The organism is Streptomyces sp. NPDC004752, assembly GCF_053601275.1.
This window is the reverse complement of the sequence record NZ_JBSGBN010000009.1, coordinates 59162-75263: the sequence shown is the minus strand read 5'-3', so window position 1 is coordinate 75263 and position 16102 is coordinate 59162. Positions and strand designations below refer to the sequence as shown.

The 16102-nt window shown below is 70.2% G+C and carries 12 protein-coding genes; 8 read left to right on the top strand and 4 right to left on the bottom strand.

All coding sequences use genetic code 11. The annotated features are described in order from the left end of the window. Positions 1-5 precede the first annotated feature (5 nt). The 6 genes from ACWEKM_RS06145 (at position 6) to ACWEKM_RS06120 (ending at position 7626) form a co-directional block, all read left to right on the top strand. The gene (locus tag ACWEKM_RS06145; protein WP_451619967.1) at positions 6-386 is read left to right on the top strand and encodes a RidA family protein; all 381 of its coding nucleotides are present in this window, start codon (positions 6-8) and stop codon (positions 384-386) included. Between the two features lie 100 nt (positions 387-486). Further along, a complete protein-coding gene (gene alr, locus ACWEKM_RS06140; RefSeq protein ID WP_451619966.1) occupies positions 487-1569 on the top strand; it encodes an alanine racemase in 1083 nt (360 codons plus the stop codon). Positions 1570-1748: 179 nt separating this feature from the next. Continuing rightward, the gene (locus tag ACWEKM_RS06135) at positions 1749-3584 is read left to right on the top strand and encodes a CocE/NonD family hydrolase (protein WP_451619965.1); all 1836 of its coding nucleotides are present in this window, start codon (positions 1749-1751) and stop codon (positions 3582-3584) included. Between the two features lie 355 nt (positions 3585-3939). Beyond that, positions 3940-4431: an NUDIX hydrolase gene (locus tag ACWEKM_RS06130; RefSeq protein WP_451619964.1), complete on the top strand. Its 492-nt coding sequence runs from the start codon at positions 3940-3942 to the stop codon at positions 4429-4431. Positions 4432-4631: 200 nt separating this feature from the next. Next, positions 4632-6380: a TIGR03767 family metallophosphoesterase gene (locus ACWEKM_RS06125; RefSeq protein WP_451619963.1), complete on the top strand. Its 1749-nt coding sequence runs from the start codon at positions 4632-4634 to the stop codon at positions 6378-6380. Positions 6381-6486: 106 nt separating this feature from the next. Then, on the top strand, positions 6487-7626 hold the full coding sequence (locus ACWEKM_RS06120) for a serine hydrolase domain-containing protein (protein WP_451619962.1): 1140 nt from the start codon (positions 6487-6489) through the stop codon (positions 7624-7626). A 172-nt stretch (positions 7627-7798) separates the two neighbouring features. On the opposite strand, the gene ACWEKM_RS06115 is transcribed toward ACWEKM_RS06120, so the two are convergent. After that, on the bottom strand, positions 7799-8836 hold the full coding sequence (locus tag ACWEKM_RS06115; protein ID WP_451619961.1) for a hypothetical protein: 1038 nt from the start codon (positions 8834-8836) through the stop codon (positions 7799-7801). Between the two features lie 193 nt (positions 8837-9029). After that, positions 9030-11621, bottom strand: a complete 2592-nt coding sequence (gene pepN / locus ACWEKM_RS06110; protein WP_451619960.1) for an aminopeptidase N — start codon at positions 11619-11621, stop codon at positions 9030-9032. A 181-nt stretch (positions 11622-11802) separates the two neighbouring features. Here pepN and ACWEKM_RS06105 point away from each other — a divergent pair, with 181 nt between their 5' ends. Then, the gene (locus tag ACWEKM_RS06105; RefSeq protein WP_451619959.1) at positions 11803-12447 is read left to right on the top strand and encodes a mycothiol-dependent nitroreductase Rv2466c family protein; all 645 of its coding nucleotides are present in this window, start codon (positions 11803-11805) and stop codon (positions 12445-12447) included. A gap of 204 nt (positions 12448-12651) precedes the next feature. Here ACWEKM_RS06105 and ACWEKM_RS06100 read toward each other — a convergent pair whose 3' ends face one another. Together ACWEKM_RS06100 and ACWEKM_RS06095 are read right to left on the bottom strand one after the other, a co-directional pair. Continuing rightward, a complete protein-coding gene (locus tag ACWEKM_RS06100) occupies positions 12652-13293 on the bottom strand; it encodes a superoxide dismutase (protein ID WP_451619958.1) in 642 nt (213 codons plus the stop codon). A gap of 106 nt (positions 13294-13399) precedes the next feature. Then, positions 13400-14785: an amino acid permease gene (locus ACWEKM_RS06095; protein WP_451619957.1), complete on the bottom strand. Its 1386-nt coding sequence runs from the start codon at positions 14783-14785 to the stop codon at positions 13400-13402. Positions 14786-15148: 363 nt separating this feature from the next. Here ACWEKM_RS06095 and ACWEKM_RS06090 point away from each other — a divergent pair, with 363 nt between their 5' ends. Continuing rightward, on the top strand, positions 15149-15730 hold the full coding sequence (locus ACWEKM_RS06090; protein ID WP_451619956.1) for a biotin transporter BioY: 582 nt from the start codon (positions 15149-15151) through the stop codon (positions 15728-15730). Positions 15731-16102: the final 372 nt, after the last annotated feature.

Below are 16102 nucleotides of genomic sequence, written 5' to 3'. Positions count from 1 at the left end.
GGCTCGTGCGCGAGCTCATCCAACTGGACTCCACCCCGCAGGGCGCCCCCTACTCGGCTGCGGTCGCATTCGGCGGGATGGTCTGGACGAGCGGCGCCCTGCCGATCGAGTCCGACGGCACTGTGGCAGACGACTTCGCAACCCAGGTCCGCACTGCATTGCGCAATCTCGAAACCTGTCTCGAAGCGGCGGGCGCGGACTGGTCGACGGTAGTGAAGATCAACGGCTACGTCGCGGACATCGATCAGCTGCCGACGCTCAATGAGGTCTACACCGAGGTGGTGTGCCGCGCCGGCGCACCGGCCCGAACGACCGTCGAAGTGAGCAGGCTCCGTGGCGCGACCAAGGTCGAGTTCGACGCTGTCGCCCATCGACGACAGCGATGAGACGGAACAGGCACTGACGTCCATGAGAACAAGGCGGAAGACCCTCCACAGCACGCCGCAGACCGATGATCGGCCTCCTCGCGCCGAGACAGTCGTCGACTTGGCCGCAATCCGGCACAACGTCGCCCTGCTCTCCGCACTCGCCCAGAGAAGCGGGGCAGCAACCATGGCCGTCGTGAAGGCGGACGCATACGGCCACGGGCTGCTGCCGGTGGCCGAGGCGGCCCTGGCCGCAGGCGCCACTTGGCTGGGCACGTGCGACCTGGCCAGCGCCTTCGAACTGCGCGAACACGGTGTCTCCGCACGCCTGTTCAGCTGGCTGGAGACCTCCACCGCCGACTTCGACCGAGCGATCGCCGAGGACATCGACGTATCCGTGAGCTCACTCAGCGAACTCACGGTCATCGCGCAAGCCGCGCGCCGGGCGGGCCGCACCGCGCGCATCCATCTCAAGGCCGACACCGGACTGTGGCGCAACGGATGCCCGCCCGAACAGTGGCCCCAGCTCACGAAAGCGGCCGCGGCGGAACCAGCGGTGGAAATTGTAGCCATCTGGTCCCACCTGGCCTGCGCGGACGAGACCGGCCACCCCGCCACCGACCTCCAGGCCCGGCGGTTCGAAGAGGCATACCAAGTAGCCCGTGCCACCGGCCTCAACCCGAAACGGCACATCGCCAATTCGGCGGCAACCCTCTCCCGGCCCGACCTCCACTTCGATGTCGTCCGGGTCGGCATCGCGGTCTACGGACTCGACCCGATCGGAGGCGAACACACCGTCACCCTGCGGCCCGCAATGACATTCCGGTCCAGCGTCGTACTGACCAAGACGATCCCACCGGGTGAATCCGTCTCCTACGGGAGTACCTGGACCGCCGAGCGCGAGACCACACTGGCCCTGGTCCCGGTGGGCTATGCAGACGGCGTACCCCGCGCGCTCTCGGGCCGTATGGCGGTGTGGCTCGATGGCAAGTCGAGGAACGTGGTCGGACGCGTGTGCATGGACCAGCTCGTCGTCGACTGCGGTGACGACCGTCCGCTGATCGGCAACGAAGTTGTCCTCTTCGGCGGCGCGCAGGGAGTGCCAACTGCTCATGACTGGGCGGATGCGGCGGGCACTATCGACTACGAGATCGTCACCGGAATGTATCGTCCGCGCGTTCACCGACGTTACGTCAACAGCTAGTCCAACCGGCGCCCTCATTCCCGGAAATTCCGGCCCGGCATGGCATTTCACACGCCGGCCGGGGTGGGCATTACCACGCATTGCCACCGAATCGACAGTTCTGGAGTGCAGCGAGTCCCATCGGCACAGCAGGGGCCATGCCGTCACGGCGAGCCCCGATCTGAAATGAGGAGAACTGCATGAGCATCTCTCGCCGCTGGCTACTTCAAGGCAGCGCGGTCGCCGCGTCCGGCACGCTCCTTGTGCCGAGAACCTACGCATATGCGGCAGACGCATCGAACACGGCGACACCCACGCCAGATTCCATTTTCCGATTCGATCTGCGCGGCGAAGCTACGCGGCCCCACAAGGTCGGCCCACTGGAATCGGTGTATGTGACGATGGGCGACGGCGTGAAGATCGCCTTGGATGTCGTCCGCCCGGCGGGTGACGACGCCGACACCAAGCGCGGAACCATTCTCGTGATGACGCGCTACTGGCGCGGCAGAAAGGGTCAGCCGTCGAACTCAGTGGCTGACCTGTTCGTTCCGCACGGGTATGCCGTGGTGGTGGGAGACTGTCGCGGCACCGGCGCTTCATTCGGGGTGTCGCTCCACGAGCGTTCACTCGCGCAAGTAAAGGACTTCAGTGAAGTTCTGGACTGGATCGCCGCGCAGCCCTGGTCCACGGGCAGTGTGGTCGGCTACGGCCATTCCTCCCCCGGCAACATGGCGGAGTTCATGGCGGTGCACAACAATCCGGCACTGAAAGGCATCATTCCGGAGTCCGACGACTACGACGGCTATGAAACCATCTTCCCCAACGGGGTCCCCAATACCGTCACTTGGCCGGCCTGGAGCAAAGGGATCTACGACCAGGACCACAACATCGGCTCCCCGGGAGTTCGTCCCGTCGGGGCGGACGGTGAGGCGGACCTCGCGGCTGCCGTGCGCGAGCACACGGCAGCCCCTCTCTGGGACGGTTTGAAGCAGATCACGTTCCGCGACGATCGGCCCACAACCTGGGGAGGAGCCTCCCTGCTTGAGGGGTACATTCAGGAATTTGCGGACAAGGCTTCTCGGTCAGGTACCCCAACCCAATACTGGGCCGGCTGGTTCGACGCCGCCACGCCGGAAGGGGCGGCCCGCCGCTTCGTGCACATGTCCAACCCGATGAGCGTGATCATCGGCCCGTGGCCCCATGGCTACGACAAGCCGTATGACCCCCTCCAGCCCGACAACGAGGCGATCCTTCCGGCGCCGCCGACGCAGAAGGCGAATGTCATGCACTTCGCGGACTTGTGCCTCAACGGCCAGGCCGCCCACGAGCAGGGCAAGGTCCTCCACTACTACACCCTCGGGGAGGGCGCGTGGAAATGGACCCGCTCGTGGCCGCCCCCGGCCACCCGCCGCCGCTGGTACATGGCAAGCGGATTCCGCCTGAGTTCCTCGCCCGGCAAGACAGGCTTCGACTCGTTCCAGGTCGACCCCGAGCTGGGGGATGTCCCCAACGACCGATGGACCAGCACCAGCAGCACAAGAGTGAATTATGGAGATCGGCGACAGTTCGACGCCGCCCGGCTTGCGTACACCAGCGAGCCGCTGACGCACGACCTCGAGATCACCGGGCATCCGGTCGTCCACCTGAACATCACCTCCACCCGCGAGGACGGAAACTTCTTCGTGTACCTCGAAGCCGTAAGGCCGGACGGGGTGTCCTGCTATCTCACCGAGGGTCAGATGCGCGCCCTGCACCGGAAGGTGTGGGTCGATTCGCCCTTCGATGCGCTCGGGCCCCAGCACAGCTGTTTGGAACGCGACGCGGAACCACTCACTCCGGGCGAGCCCGCCACCTTGGAGTTCGCCTTGCAGCCCATCTCCGCTCGTCTCCCGAAGGGGCACCGTCTGAGGGTATGTCTTGCCGGGAGCAACAAGACCAGGTTCGCACATGTGCCCGCCGATGGCGCGCCGCCCCTCCTCAAGTTTCATCGTGGCCTCGCCGGTTGCTACCTCGACCTGCCCATTGTTCGAGCCTGAACTCGGAACGCCGAGGGGCGTGGGAAGAGATGAACAGGCGTGGCGTGACACGCGTTGCCGTTGACGAGTGGAGCGAACCTCGGACAGAGCGCGTGTTTGCCTGCCTTCGAACCACGTAGTCCCGTCCCGGGGCGCGCTGCGGCACGGCGCCCCGGGACGCCGTGACTATCGCGGGCGGCGACGTCTCGCCACCGATGCCGATGCCGCCGTAATGTGCGAACTGAACTCAATGACTTGACAGGGAAAACCGATTGTTCCGAGGGCGGCAATGCGTACGGCGGCGGGATGTCGTCGCCCGGTCGCCCGGCCCGTAAACCCGTTCCCGGTCCGGGCCTGCCACGGCTAACGTCGGCCTGTGCGCAAGAGACTGAGGGTGGCGGCCTACGCCGTGTGCGTCCGCGACGGACAGATCCTGCTCGCCCGCTCGCCGGCCCTCGCGGGCCCGCCCGAGTGGGTGCTGCCCGGCGGCGGCATGGAGCACGGCGAGGACCCCTATGACACCGTGCGCCGCGAGGTGCGCGAGGAGACCGGCTACCGCATCGAGGTGACCGGCCTGCTCGGCGTGGACTCGCTGCGCCGGACGGCACCGCGCCGCTTCGGCCGCGGCGTCGACCACCACGGCGTACGGCTCGTCTACGAGGGGCGGATCACCGGCGGCGAACTGCGCAACGAGGTGAACGGCTCCACCGACCTGGCCGCCTGGCAGGACCTGTCCGCGGTGGCCGGTCTGCACCGGGTGCCGCTCATCGACGCCGCGCTGCGGCTGTGGCGCGAGCGCCCGGCGGGGGGACGGCCCCAGGCGGCGCCAGGCGACCGTCCCCTACCCCCGCAGATGAACACGGAGTGACCGTCCCTGGGCCGCCCGAAATCCGCCGCATGGCCGCGCACCGTACACGGTGATCCACGTACGGTGATCGGCGCCGCACGTTGCCGCCTCGTTCACGCGCAGGTCACCCCCGGTGCCAACGATCCAGAGCGAGCGGGTTGTTCGCGATGGCGATCACCCGCGACCACTGCCGACGCGTTCGCACTCGGGGAGATCGCGCCATGTCGCGCATACGCTCTGTCGCCAGCTCCGCGCTGGGGGTCAACCGCCGTACCGTCCTCGCCGCCGTCGGAGCGGTGTCCCTGTCCGCGGGCGTCGGCTACGCCCTGCGCCCCACCGACAGTCAGGCCGCCACCGCCGCCGAGGCGCCCCTCGCCTCCTCCCGGAAGGCGCCCGCGCCGCCACTCGCCCCGTACACCAGGGGCACGACCGTCGACTCCGTCGCCGCCCCGCAGGGCGGCTCCGGCTACCGGCGGCTCGGCGACGGGCCCGGCTGGCCGCGGGTGGTGCGCGACGAACTGGCCGCGGCCAAGTCCGGCCGCGCGGACCGCCGTACCCCCCTCGCCGCGTTCGTGCAGCTGACCGATCTGCATCTGATGGACGTCCAGCATCCGCTGCGGCTGGAGTTCCTGCGCTCCACCGACCCGCACGCCTGGCGCCCGCACGAGGCGCTGACCGTGCCCGGGGCCGTCTCGCTGGTCGAGCGGGTCAACGCGCTGCGGGGCGCGCCGGTCACCGGGTCGCCGCTGCACTTCGTCATGACCACCGGCGACAACACCGACAACAACGCCCGCTCCGAACTGGAGTGGTTCATGAAGGTCATGAGCGGCGGGACCATCACCCCCGACTCCGGTGATCCACGGCACTACGAGGGCGTCCAGAACAGCGGGCTCAAGATGTTCTGGCAGCCCGACTCGGTGCTCCACGACCGGGACAAGGCGTTCGGCTTCCCGCAGCTGAGGGGCTACCTGGCGGCCGCGGTCCGGGAGGTCCGCAGCCCCGGCCTGAATCTGCCCTGGTACTCCACGGTCGGCAACCACGACGCCCTGCCGCTCGGCTGTTACGGCTCCCACGGCGACCCCTATCTGACCGAGTTCGCGGTCGGCGGCAAGAAACTGATGAGCCTGGAAGCGGCCGAGGCGAAGAAGTTCCAGGACACCATCAAGAACGCCACCGAACCGCAGGGCGCGGGCTTCCGGGACCTGTTGAAGGCGCACGCCCGCGATCTGCGTTCGGTCACACCCGACGAGAAGCGCGCCCCGTACACCCCGGCCGAGTACCTCAAGGCCCATCTCGACCCGGCGTACACCGGATCCGGGCCGGTCGGCCACGGGTACGCGTCGGCCAACGTGGACGCGGGCACCCAGTACTACTCGTTCCGGATCGCCGACGACGTGATCGGCATCAGCCTGGACACCACCGACCCGGGCGGCCACTACGCAGGCTCCATCGGCACCGCCCAGTTGAACTGGCTGGACCGGACCCTGCGGGACAACGGGGACGCGTATGCGATCGTCTTCAGCCATCACACCAGCCAGTCGATGGACAACGCCCGCCCCGACCCGGCCCACCCCGGCGAGCACCGGCACGACGGCGCCGCGGTGCTCTCCGTCCTCGCGCGCCACGCAAACGTGCTGGCCTGGGTGAACGGCCACATCCACCGCAACGTCATCACCCCGCATGCCGCGGCCGGCCACCGCTCCTTCTGGGAGATCTCCACCGCCTCCCACGTCGACCACCCCCAACTCGCCCGCGTGATAGAGCTGGTGGACAACAAGGACGGCACGCTGTCGCTGTTCACCACGCTCGTCGAATCCGCCGCACCGCACCGCGCCGACCACACCGACCTGTCCCAGACCGGCCTGGCCGCCCTCTATCGAGAGCTGGCCTTCAACGCCCCCGGCGCCAACAAGACACTTGCGGGCTCCGCGGCCGACCGCAACACGGAGCTGGTGCTGACCAAGCGCTGAGGCCGGATCGCGCTCAACCGGCCCACAACGAGACAACCCCCGCTGCCGCCTCGGTGTCCCTCCCCGCAACCCGGCTCGAACGAGCCCAACAGGCAGGGGGAACGACATGTCCGTACGTACGGCAGTGATGGGAGCGACGGTCGTGGTGCTGTCGCTGGCCCTGGCGGGACCGGCGCTTGCGGCGGAGCCCGCCGAGGGCGCCGACGGCCACGCGGCCACCCGCCGGGCCATCGAGGCCGCGGTCGCCGACGGTGTGCCCGGCGTCACCGCGACCGTCCGGGACGCCCACGGCACCTGGGCGGCGACGGCCGGCGTGGGGGACACCCGCACCGGCGCCCCGCGTTCCGCGGCCGACCGCTACCGCGTCGGCAGCATCACCAAGACCTTCGTCGCCACCGTCCTGCTCCAACTGGCGGCCGAGGGCCAGGTGTCACTGGACGACCCGGTGGACAGGTGGCTGCCCGGGGTGGTGCGCGGCCACGGCCACGACGGTCGCGCGATCACGCTCCGCATGCTCCTCAACCACAACAGCGGCATCTACAACTACACGGCCGACGACGACTTCGACCGTGCCTACTTCCTCAAGGACGGCTTCTTCCGGCACCGCTACGACACCGTGTCCCCGCGCGAGCTGGTGGCGATCGCCATGCGCCATCGGCCGGACTTCGCGCCCGGCACCTCCTGGACCTACTCGAACACCAACTATGTCCTGGCGGGCATGGTGATCGAGCAGGTGACGGGCCGCCCGTACGCCGAGGAGATCGACCGGCGGATCATCCGTCCGCTGAAGCTCACGGGCACCTCGGTGCCGGGCACCCGGGCCGGCCTTCCACGGCCGAGCAGCCGCGCCTACTCGAAGTTGGCCGAGACCGCGACGGGACCGTCGTACGACGTCACGCGGCTGAACCCGTCCATCGCGTCGTCCGCGGGCGAGATGATCTCCGACTCGGCCGACCTGACCCGGTTCTACCGGGCGCTGCTCCGCGGCGACCTGCTGCCCGCGCGGCAGCTGAAGGAGATGAAGACCACGGTCGCGGCCGACGAGGCGCCGAACATGGGCTACGGCCTCGGCCTCATGGACCGCACCCTGTCCTGCGGCGTCCATGTCTGGGGGCACGACGGAGGCATCCACGGCTCCAGCTCCTCGGCGGTGACGACGGCCGACGGCCGGCACACGCTGGCGCTCAACTTCAACGGGGACTGGACCGGGGACATGGACGCCGTGATCGAGGGGGAATTCTGTTAGATCGAGTAGATCGAGTAGATCGAGGGGGAATTCTGTTGGACGGCGCTTGAACGGTGCCGTGGCACGTTTGAACGGTGCCGTGACACGTTGACCCGTGCGCCAGGTCCGCACCGCGTCGGACCGGCTGACCCGCTGCTCACGAGGACGGTCCGCAAGGTCTGCGCCCCGCGCACTACCGGGGCAGGACCACGACATGCGCGGCCGGGGCGCGGTCGCCGGACGCCATCAGCGCGGTGCGGACCACCGCCGCCTGCTGCTCCAGCGACTCCCTCAGCTTCCTCGGGGAGATGTGGACGACCGTGATGCCGAGGCGCTCCAGGAGCTCGCGCTTGCGCGCGTACTCCGACCAGAGGGCGTCCTCGTCCTGGCGCGGGGCCCGGGTGTCCAGTTCCACCGCCACCGCCTGGTCCGGCCAGTACACGTCAAGGCCGCCCAGGTGCGGGCCGCCGGGCAGCCGCAGGTCCACGTTCCACACCGGGTCCGGCAGGCCGTGCTCCCGCACCATCCGGTACAGGTGGTCCTCCGCGAGGGCCCGGCCCTCGGCAAGGAGCGAGTCCACCGCGTCCACCACATGCGGCCGGCCGAGCAGCTTCGCCCGGTTCAGCTCCCGGACCACGGCGGTCGGCTCGCAGTGGCCGGCCCGGACCGCCTCGGACAGCAGCAGCCGCACGGCGCCCGCGTCCGAGAGGTCCGCCACCGCGTCCGCCACGGCACGCGGCACGGGTGCCACCGGCAGACCGGTCACCTGCTGCGGGGCGGGCATGATCGGCGTGCGGACGAGGCGTACCGCGTCCGTCGAGCGCAGCCGCCGGGCGCGCGGCACCAGTACGTCGATGCGCTCCAGGGACGACAGCGGGGGCGTCGAGGCGAAGCCGTGCAGGGTCAGCGCGACCAGACCGGTGATCATCGCGTCCGTGTACACGGGGGTGTGCGGCTCCTCGGGCCGGGGCTGCGGCGGCACGCCCGGCACCGAGACGCGCCCCGCGTACAGCAGCGTCGCGTGCAGGCGCTCCTCGCTCGTCGGTGGCCCGGAGCGCAGCAGGACCACCCCCGGCAGCAGCTGCCGCCAGGGGCCGCCGGGGCGGCACCGCTCGTTCAGCTCGGCCGTCGAGATGCCGTGCTTGCGCAGCTGGGCCGCGGTCAGCACCCGGCGGTGGATGTCGCTGAGGCGGTGGAGGGGGCGCGGGGACAGCGGGGTGTTGTGGGTCATGACCTCCGGATTCCCGCCTCCGGACGGCCCCGTAACCGCTGTTACACAGCCGTCGACAAATACGGACAAGGCGGCACTAAAGGACGGTTGTTCGGATGCCGAGTAGGCAGGGAAAACCCCTGGTCCGTTCGGGTGTGGCCCAGGGGTTACGGCTGCTATTGACCGAATTCCGTAACGGTGACGGACGGACCAATCATTGGCCAGAGGTGGCGGCGTCGCGGGTCTGCCCGCGCAGCGCCCGCGCCAGGTCGTCGCGCGCCTCCAGCACCAGTCTGCGCAGGGCGGGAGCGGACTCCTGGTGGGACTCCAGCCAGGCGTCCGCCGCCGCCAGCGTCCGCGGCGCGTCCTGGTAGGCCGGGAACAGGCCCTGGACCACGTCCATGCCGATCTGGATCGACCGCTGCCGCCACACCCGCTCGATCGCCGCGAAGTACTTCTCGGCGTACGGCGCCGTCAGCTCCCGCTGCGAGGGCTGCGCGAACCCCGCGATGGTCGCCTCGACCAGCGCGTTGGACAGCGCGTCCGACTCCACCACCTGCGCCCACGCCTGCGCCTTGACCGCGGCGGCGGGCCGGGCCGCCAGACAGCGGACCTGGTGCCGCTTGCCGGACGCCGTGTCGTCGCGGGCCAGCTCCGCCGCGAGCGCGGTCTCGTCGGCGGCCCCGTGGGCGGTGAGCGGCCCAAGGAACGCCCAGCGCAACTCCTGGTCCACCTCCAGGCCGTCGATCTTCGTGGTGCCGTCCAGCAGCTCCCGCAGCAGCCCGAGGTCCGCCTCGCCCGACGCCACCGTCGCGAAGAACCGCGCCCAGGCCAGCTGGTGCTCGCTGCCCGGCTCGGCCCGCCGCAGCTCGTCGAGGGCGCCGTCGGCGACCAGCCGCTCGCCCGTCGCCCGCCACTCGGGCGCCGCGTAGTGGACCAGCGCCGAACTCGTCCACGCGTGCAGCATCTGCACCACGCCGATCTCGCTCTCGCGGCCCGCGAAGCGCAGCACCAGCTCGATGAAGTCCCGGGCCGGCAGCAGCGCGTCCCGGGTCAGGTTCCACAGCGCCGACCAGCACTGGGCGCGGGCCAACGGGTCAGTCAGCGCGCCCAGGTGGTCCCGGAGCGTGGCCAGCGACGTGGCGTCGAGCCGCGTCTTGCAGTACGTCAGATCGTCGTCGTTGACCAGGACCAGCTCCGGGGCGGCGGCGCCGGCCAGCTCGGTCACGACGGTGCGCGGACCGTCGACGTCCGTCTCCACGCGCGCGTACCGCTCCAGGTCCCCGGCCGGGGTACGGCCGTACAGGCCCACCGCCACCCGGTGCGGACGCAGCCGGGGATGCGCCTCGGGTGCCTCCTGGAGCACGGCCAGTTCGCTCACCCGGCCCTCGGCGTCCAGCAGCACCTGCGGGGTCAGCGAGTTCACCCCGGCCGTCTGCAGCCAGGACCGCGCCCAGGCCGCCATGTCCCGGCCGCTGGTCTCCTCCAGCACCGACAGCAGGTCACCGAGCCGGGTGTTGCCGTACGCGTTCCGCTTGAAGTAGCGCCGGGCGCCTTCCAGGAAGGCGTCCTCGCCGACGTACGCGACGAGCTGCTTGAGCACCGAGGCGCCCTTGGCGTAGGTGATGCCGTCGAAGTTGAGCTTGGCGTCCTGGAGGTCGCGGATGTCCGCCGTGATCGGATGCGTGGAGGGCAGCTGGTCGGCCCGGTACGCCCATGCCTTGCGGCGGTTGGCGAAGGTGATCCAGGCGTCGGTGAAACGGGTCGCGCCGACGTTCGCGAACGTGCCCATGAAGTCGGCGAAGGACTCCTTGAGCCACAGGTCGTCCCACCACTCCATGGTGACCAGGTCACCGAACCACATGTGCGCCATCTCGTGCAGGATGACGTTGGCCCGTGCCTCGTAGGACGCCTGTGTCACCTTGCTGCGGAAGATGTACTCCTCGCGGAAGGTCACCAGACCCGGGTTCTCCATCGCGCCCAGGTTGTACTCGGGCACGAACGCCTGGTCGTACTTCCCGAACGGGTACGGGTAGTCGAAGTGGTCGTGGAAGAAGTCCAGGCCCTGCTTGGTGACCAGGAAGACGTCGTCCGCGTCGAAGTGCGGGGCGAGGCCCTTGCGGCACATCGCGCCCAGCGGGATCTCCAGCCGCGTACCGTCCTCGAAGGTCCGCTCGTAGGAGTCGGTCACATAGTGGTAGGGGCCCGCCACCACGCAGGTGATGTACGTCGAGATCGGCTTGGTCTCGGCGAACCGCCAGACCCCGTCGGCGCGTTCACCGGCTCCGTTGCTCCACACCGTCCAGCCCTGTGGCGCCCGCACCTCGAAACGGAACGGGGCCTTGAGGTCGGGCTGCTCGAAGTTCGCGAACACCCGGCGGGAGTCGGCCGGCTCGTACTGGGTGTACAGATACACCTCGCCGTCCTCCGGGTCGACGAAGCGGTGCAGGCCCTCGCCGGTGCGGGAGTAGGCGCATCGCGCGTCCACGACCAGCTCGTTCTCGGCGGCCAGGTCCTCCAGCGCGATTCGGGAGCCGTCGAAGACCTCACTGGGGTCGAGGTCCCTGCCGTTGAGCGAGAGCGCGGTCACGCTCGGCGCGATCAGATCCGCGAAGCTGGACGCGCCCGGCTCGTTGCAGCGGAAGCGGATCGTGGTGACCGAGCGGAAGGTGCGCGGCTCACCCGCACCGTCCCCGTCCCCGTCGCCGACGGCCGACCGCAGGTCCAGGGACACCTCGTACCCGTCGACGGACAGCAGGGCGGCCCGCTCCCGGGCCTCGTCGCGGGACAGATTCTCACCGGGCACGGCGGCACTCCCTCGTTGGTCGGTATGACGGGGTTCTCGGTACGACGGCGTTCTCGGTATGGCGGGGTCCGGCCGACGCCGAACAGGACCGATCCTGCCATGCGCCCCTGACAGGTCAGCAGGGGAATGACACGACGAGCGGACGCGTTGGCCCGTTAGCTGCGTTCTCCCGAGGAGTGATATGGCCGAGAAGACCCCCGTCGACTTCTGGTTCGACCCAGTGTGCCCCTGGGCCTGGATGACCTCCCGCTGGGTGCTGGAGGTGGCGAAGGTCCGGGACATCGAGGTCCGCTGGCATGTGATGAGCCTGGCCGTGCTCAACGAGAACCGGCTGGACGAACTGTCCGAGAAATACGCCGAGAACATGCGCCCCGGCGGCAAGACATGGGGTCCGGTCCGGGTGGTCGTCGCCGCCCAGCAGCTGCATGGCGACGAGGCGGTCGGCAGGCTGTACACCGCCCTCGGCACCCGCTTCCACAACGAGGGCCTCGGGGTGAACCGCGACAGCATCGCCGCCGCCCTCGCCGACGCGGACCTGCCCGCCGACCTGATCGAGTACGCGGACAAGGACAGCTACGACGCCGAACTGCGCGCCTCCCACCGGGAGGGCATCGACAAGGTGGGCCAGGAGGTCGGCACCCCGATCATCGCCGTACCCGGCCCCGACGGCGAGGAGATGGCCTTCTTCGGCCCCGTGGTGACCCCCACCCCCAAGGGCGAGGAGGCGCTCCGGCTGTGGGACGGCACCCTCGCCGTCGCCTCCGTGCCCGGCTTCTACGAGCTCAAGCGGACCCGCACCAAGGGCCCCGACTTCAGCAACCTCTGAAACACCTCTGAGTCACCCGGGCTCCGGAGCGGGACCGTCGACCGGCCCCGCGAAGAGAACCGTCGAAAGGGCCCGCGAACAGAACCGGCCCTGTGAACAGAACCGGCCCCGCGAGTCACGTCCTCGCGGGGCCGGTCCCGTACTCCGCCCGCCGCGTGAAGGGTGAGAAGACGATCACGAGGCAGGACGGTCCGGGGCGCGCCGTCAGGGCGCCATCAGCAGCACGTCCGCGCGGGACTTGGCGGCCTCATGACGGCGGGCCACATCCTGCCAGTTGACGACCTGCCACATCGCCTCGACGAAGTCCGCCTTCTGGTTCCGGTACTGGAGGTAGAAGGCGTGCTCCCAGGCGTCGAAGACCAGGATGGGGGTCGCGCCCTGGCCCACGTTGCCCTGGTGGTCGTAGACCTGCTCGACGATCAGGCGTCCGCTCAGCGGTTCGTACGCCAGCACGCCCCAGCCGGATCCCTGGGTGGTGGCCGCGGCCTTGGACAGCTGGGCCTTGAAATGGGCGAACGAGCCGAACGACTCGGTGATCGCGTCCGCCAGCTCGCCCACCCCGTCCGCGGCCAGCGGTTCGCCGCCGCCGTCGCCGGTCATGTTGTGCCAGTAGATCGAGTGCAGGATGTGCCCGGAGAGATGGAAGGCCAGGTTCTTCTCCAGACCGTTCAGCGCGCCCCACCGCTCCGTGTCGCGTGCCTCGGCGAGCTGCTCCAGCGTGTCGTTGGCGCCCTTCACATAGGCCGCGTGGTGCTTGTCGTGGTGCAGTTCGATGATCTCGGGGCTGATCACCGGGGCGAGCGCGGAGTAGTCGTAGGGCAGTTCAGGAAGCGTGTAGACGGGCATGGGCGATCCCTCCGAACCTCTTATTGCAAAGAGCTTGCAACTGCACGCTAGCAACAAAAAGACCCCCGTGGGTGTACCACGGGGGCCGTTCGGCGGCAGGGGGCGGTCAGTTGCGGGCCCGCGCCCGCTGCCAGGCGTAGCCCGCGCCCGCCAGGACCAGGGTCAGCGCGCCGGTCGAGTACAACTGCACGCGCGTGCCGGGCTCCCGCGCCATCAGGACCAGGATCGCCGCCATGCCCGCGAGCGCCACCCAGGTCAGCACCGGGAACGCCCACATCCGCACCACCAGCCGCCCCGGCTCCTCCCGCTCGATACGCCGGCGCAGCCGCAGCTGGGAGACCGCGATGAAGATCCAGACGACCAGGATGATCGCGCCGATCATGTTCAGCAGCCAGGGGAAGACATCGTTCGGCCGCCAGTAGCTGAGCAGCACGCATCCGAAGCCGAAGAGACAGGAGGCGAGCACGGCGGTCCGCGGCACCCCGCCGGACAGCCGCGCCAGCGCCCGCGGACCCTGTCCGCGCCGGACCAGCGAGTAGGCGATCCGCGAGGAGCCGTAGACATTGGCGTTCATCGCGGACAGCAGCGCCACCAGCACGACCACATTCATCAACGGGCCCGCTCCGGGGATGCCCAGCCGGTCCAGCGCGGCGACGTACGGGCCCTTCGTCACGACGTCCGCCGTGTCCCACGGGACCAGGGTGACGACGACCGCCATCGAGCCGACGTAGAACAGCGCGATGCGCCACATCGCCGTGCGCACGGCGCTCGCCACGCCCCGCACCGGGTTCTCCGACTCGGCCGCCGCGATGGTCACCGTCTCCAGGCCGCCGTACGCGAACACCGACGCGAGCAGGCCGACGACCAGACCCTCGCCGCCATTGGGCAGGAAGTCGGTCAGGTGGGAGACACCGGGGGAGTCCGCGCCGGGCAGCACACCGGCCACCGCCAGCACACCCAGGACCAGGAACAGGGTGATCGCGCCGACCTTGAGCGCGGCGAACCAGAACTCGAACTCGCCGAAGTTCCGCACGGCGGTCAGATTCGCGCCGCAGACCACCGCCATGAACAGCGCCACCCAGGCCCACTCGGGGGTCCCCGGCAGCCATCCGGCGACGATGTGCGCGGCGCCGATGCCCTCCAGGCCGACCGCGGTGCACAGCAGGATCCAGAAGGACCAGCCCGCGGTGAACCCCGCCCAGGGGCCGAACGCCCGCTCGGCGTGCGTGGAGAAGGAACCCGACGAGGGGTACGCGGCCGACATCTCGCCGAGCATCCGCATCACCAGCATCACCAGAAGACCGGAGACGGCGTACGCGACGACGATCGACGGACCCGCGGCGGCGATGCCGGCGCCGGAGCCGACGAACAGGCCCGCGCCGATCACCCCGCCGAGGGCGATCATCGACAGATGGCGCTGCTTGAGGCCGTGGGAGAGGGCGGCGCCGGCCCGCTGGTCCCGCGGCGGCGTCTCGACTGGGGCAGGGGGCATGGGTGCGGCTCGTCCGGTCCGGGAGATGGGCAAAAACGCCCACAGTCTCGGCGGATGCTCCGCTCGGCGGGATTCATCGCCCACTATCCGGACATTCCGCTCACCGAACGTGCCCGCCCGTGTACGCGGTGGGCGATGAGGCGCGGTAGTGAGCCCGGGGTCGGGCCCGGGGCCGGGTGGCGCAGTGAGCCGGGCATCGCGCCCTCAGTGACCGTTCTCACGCCGTACCGGGTGTAACCCGCACGCCTTGTATGGAGCCGACCAGCCCGCGGTTGCCGCCTTTGTCGAGCGCTGACGGTGAACGCCCCCGACCAGGCGGTATAGCGTCGCGGTGTCCCGTCTGCCCATACCCGCGGAGTCCCCATGAGCACCGCCACCGCCGGCGCCCGTTCCGGCGCCGTCCTCGCCGACCTGCTGCCCTCGTCCCGCGTGCGTGACGTGGCCCTCGTGCTCGGCGGAGCCGCGCTCACCGGCCTTGCGGCCCAGCTCTCGGTGCCCGTGCCGGGCTCCCCGGTCCCGGTGACCGGCCAGACCTTCGCCGCCCTGCTCGTCGGCACCACGCTCGGCGCCGGACGCGGCTTCCTCTCCCTCGTCCTGTACGCGCTCGCGGGCATCGCCGGCGTGCCGTGGTTCGCGGAGGGCGCCTCGGGCACGGCGGCCCCGTCCCTCGGATACGTCTTCGGCATGCTGCTGGCCGCCGCCGCCGTGGGCGCGCTGGCCCGGCGCGGCGCCGACCGCTCGGTGCTGCGCACCGCGGGCACGATGATCCTGGGCGAGGCGATCATCTACGCCGTCGGCGTCCCCTACCTGGCGCTCGCCACGGGCATGTCCGCCTCGGCGGCCATCGCCGCCGGGCTCACCCCGTTCCTGATCGGCGACGCCCTGAAGGCAGCCCTGGCCATGGGCGTCCTCCCCACCACCTGGAAACTGCTCGACAACCGCTGACCGGCATGCGCTGACCGACAAGCGCTGACCGCGCGACCGCTGACCGACAAGCGCTGACCGCGCGACCGCTGACCGCGCGACCGCTGACCGACAAGCGCTGACCGCGCGACCGCTGATCGCGCGACCGCTGATCGCGCGACCGCTGATCGCGCGACCGCTGATCGCGCGACCGCTGATCGCGCGACCGCTGACCGCGCGACCGCTGACCGCGCGACCGCCGACCGACAACCGCTGACCCGCGCGACCGCCGATGCCACAGGCTCGCCCGGCGACGACCCCGATCCGTCGCCCGGCGAGCCTGCGTCATGTCTGCTCTGCGCGGCACACGGCCGTGCCGACGCCCGGGGGCCGGCCGACCGGCCCCTTGTCCGT

Coding starts and splice junctions, on each gene's coding strand:
- ACWEKM_RS06125 (WP_451619963.1), top strand. CDS start 4,632: ATGTCGCGCATACGCTCTGTCGCCAGCTCCGCGCTGGGGGTCAACCGC.
- ACWEKM_RS06120 (WP_451619962.1), top strand. CDS start 6,487: ATGTCCGTACGTACGGCAGTGATGGGAGCGACGGTCGTGGTGCTGTCG.
- ACWEKM_RS06090 (WP_451619956.1), top strand. CDS start 15,149: ATGAGCACCGCCACCGCCGGCGCCCGTTCCGGCGCCGTCCTCGCCGAC.
- ACWEKM_RS06105 (WP_451619959.1), top strand. CDS start 11,803: ATGGCCGAGAAGACCCCCGTCGACTTCTGGTTCGACCCAGTGTGCCCC.
- ACWEKM_RS06095 (WP_451619957.1), bottom strand. CDS start 14,785: ATGCCCCCTGCCCCAGTCGAGACGCCGCCGCGGGACCAGCGGGCCGGC.
- ACWEKM_RS06115 (WP_451619961.1), bottom strand. CDS start 8,836: ATGACCCACAACACCCCGCTGTCCCCGCGCCCCCTCCACCGCCTCAGC.
- ACWEKM_RS06135 (WP_451619965.1), top strand. CDS start 1,749: ATGAGCATCTCTCGCCGCTGGCTACTTCAAGGCAGCGCGGTCGCCGCG.
- ACWEKM_RS06100 (WP_451619958.1), bottom strand. CDS start 13,293: ATGCCCGTCTACACGCTTCCTGAACTGCCCTACGACTACTCCGCGCTC.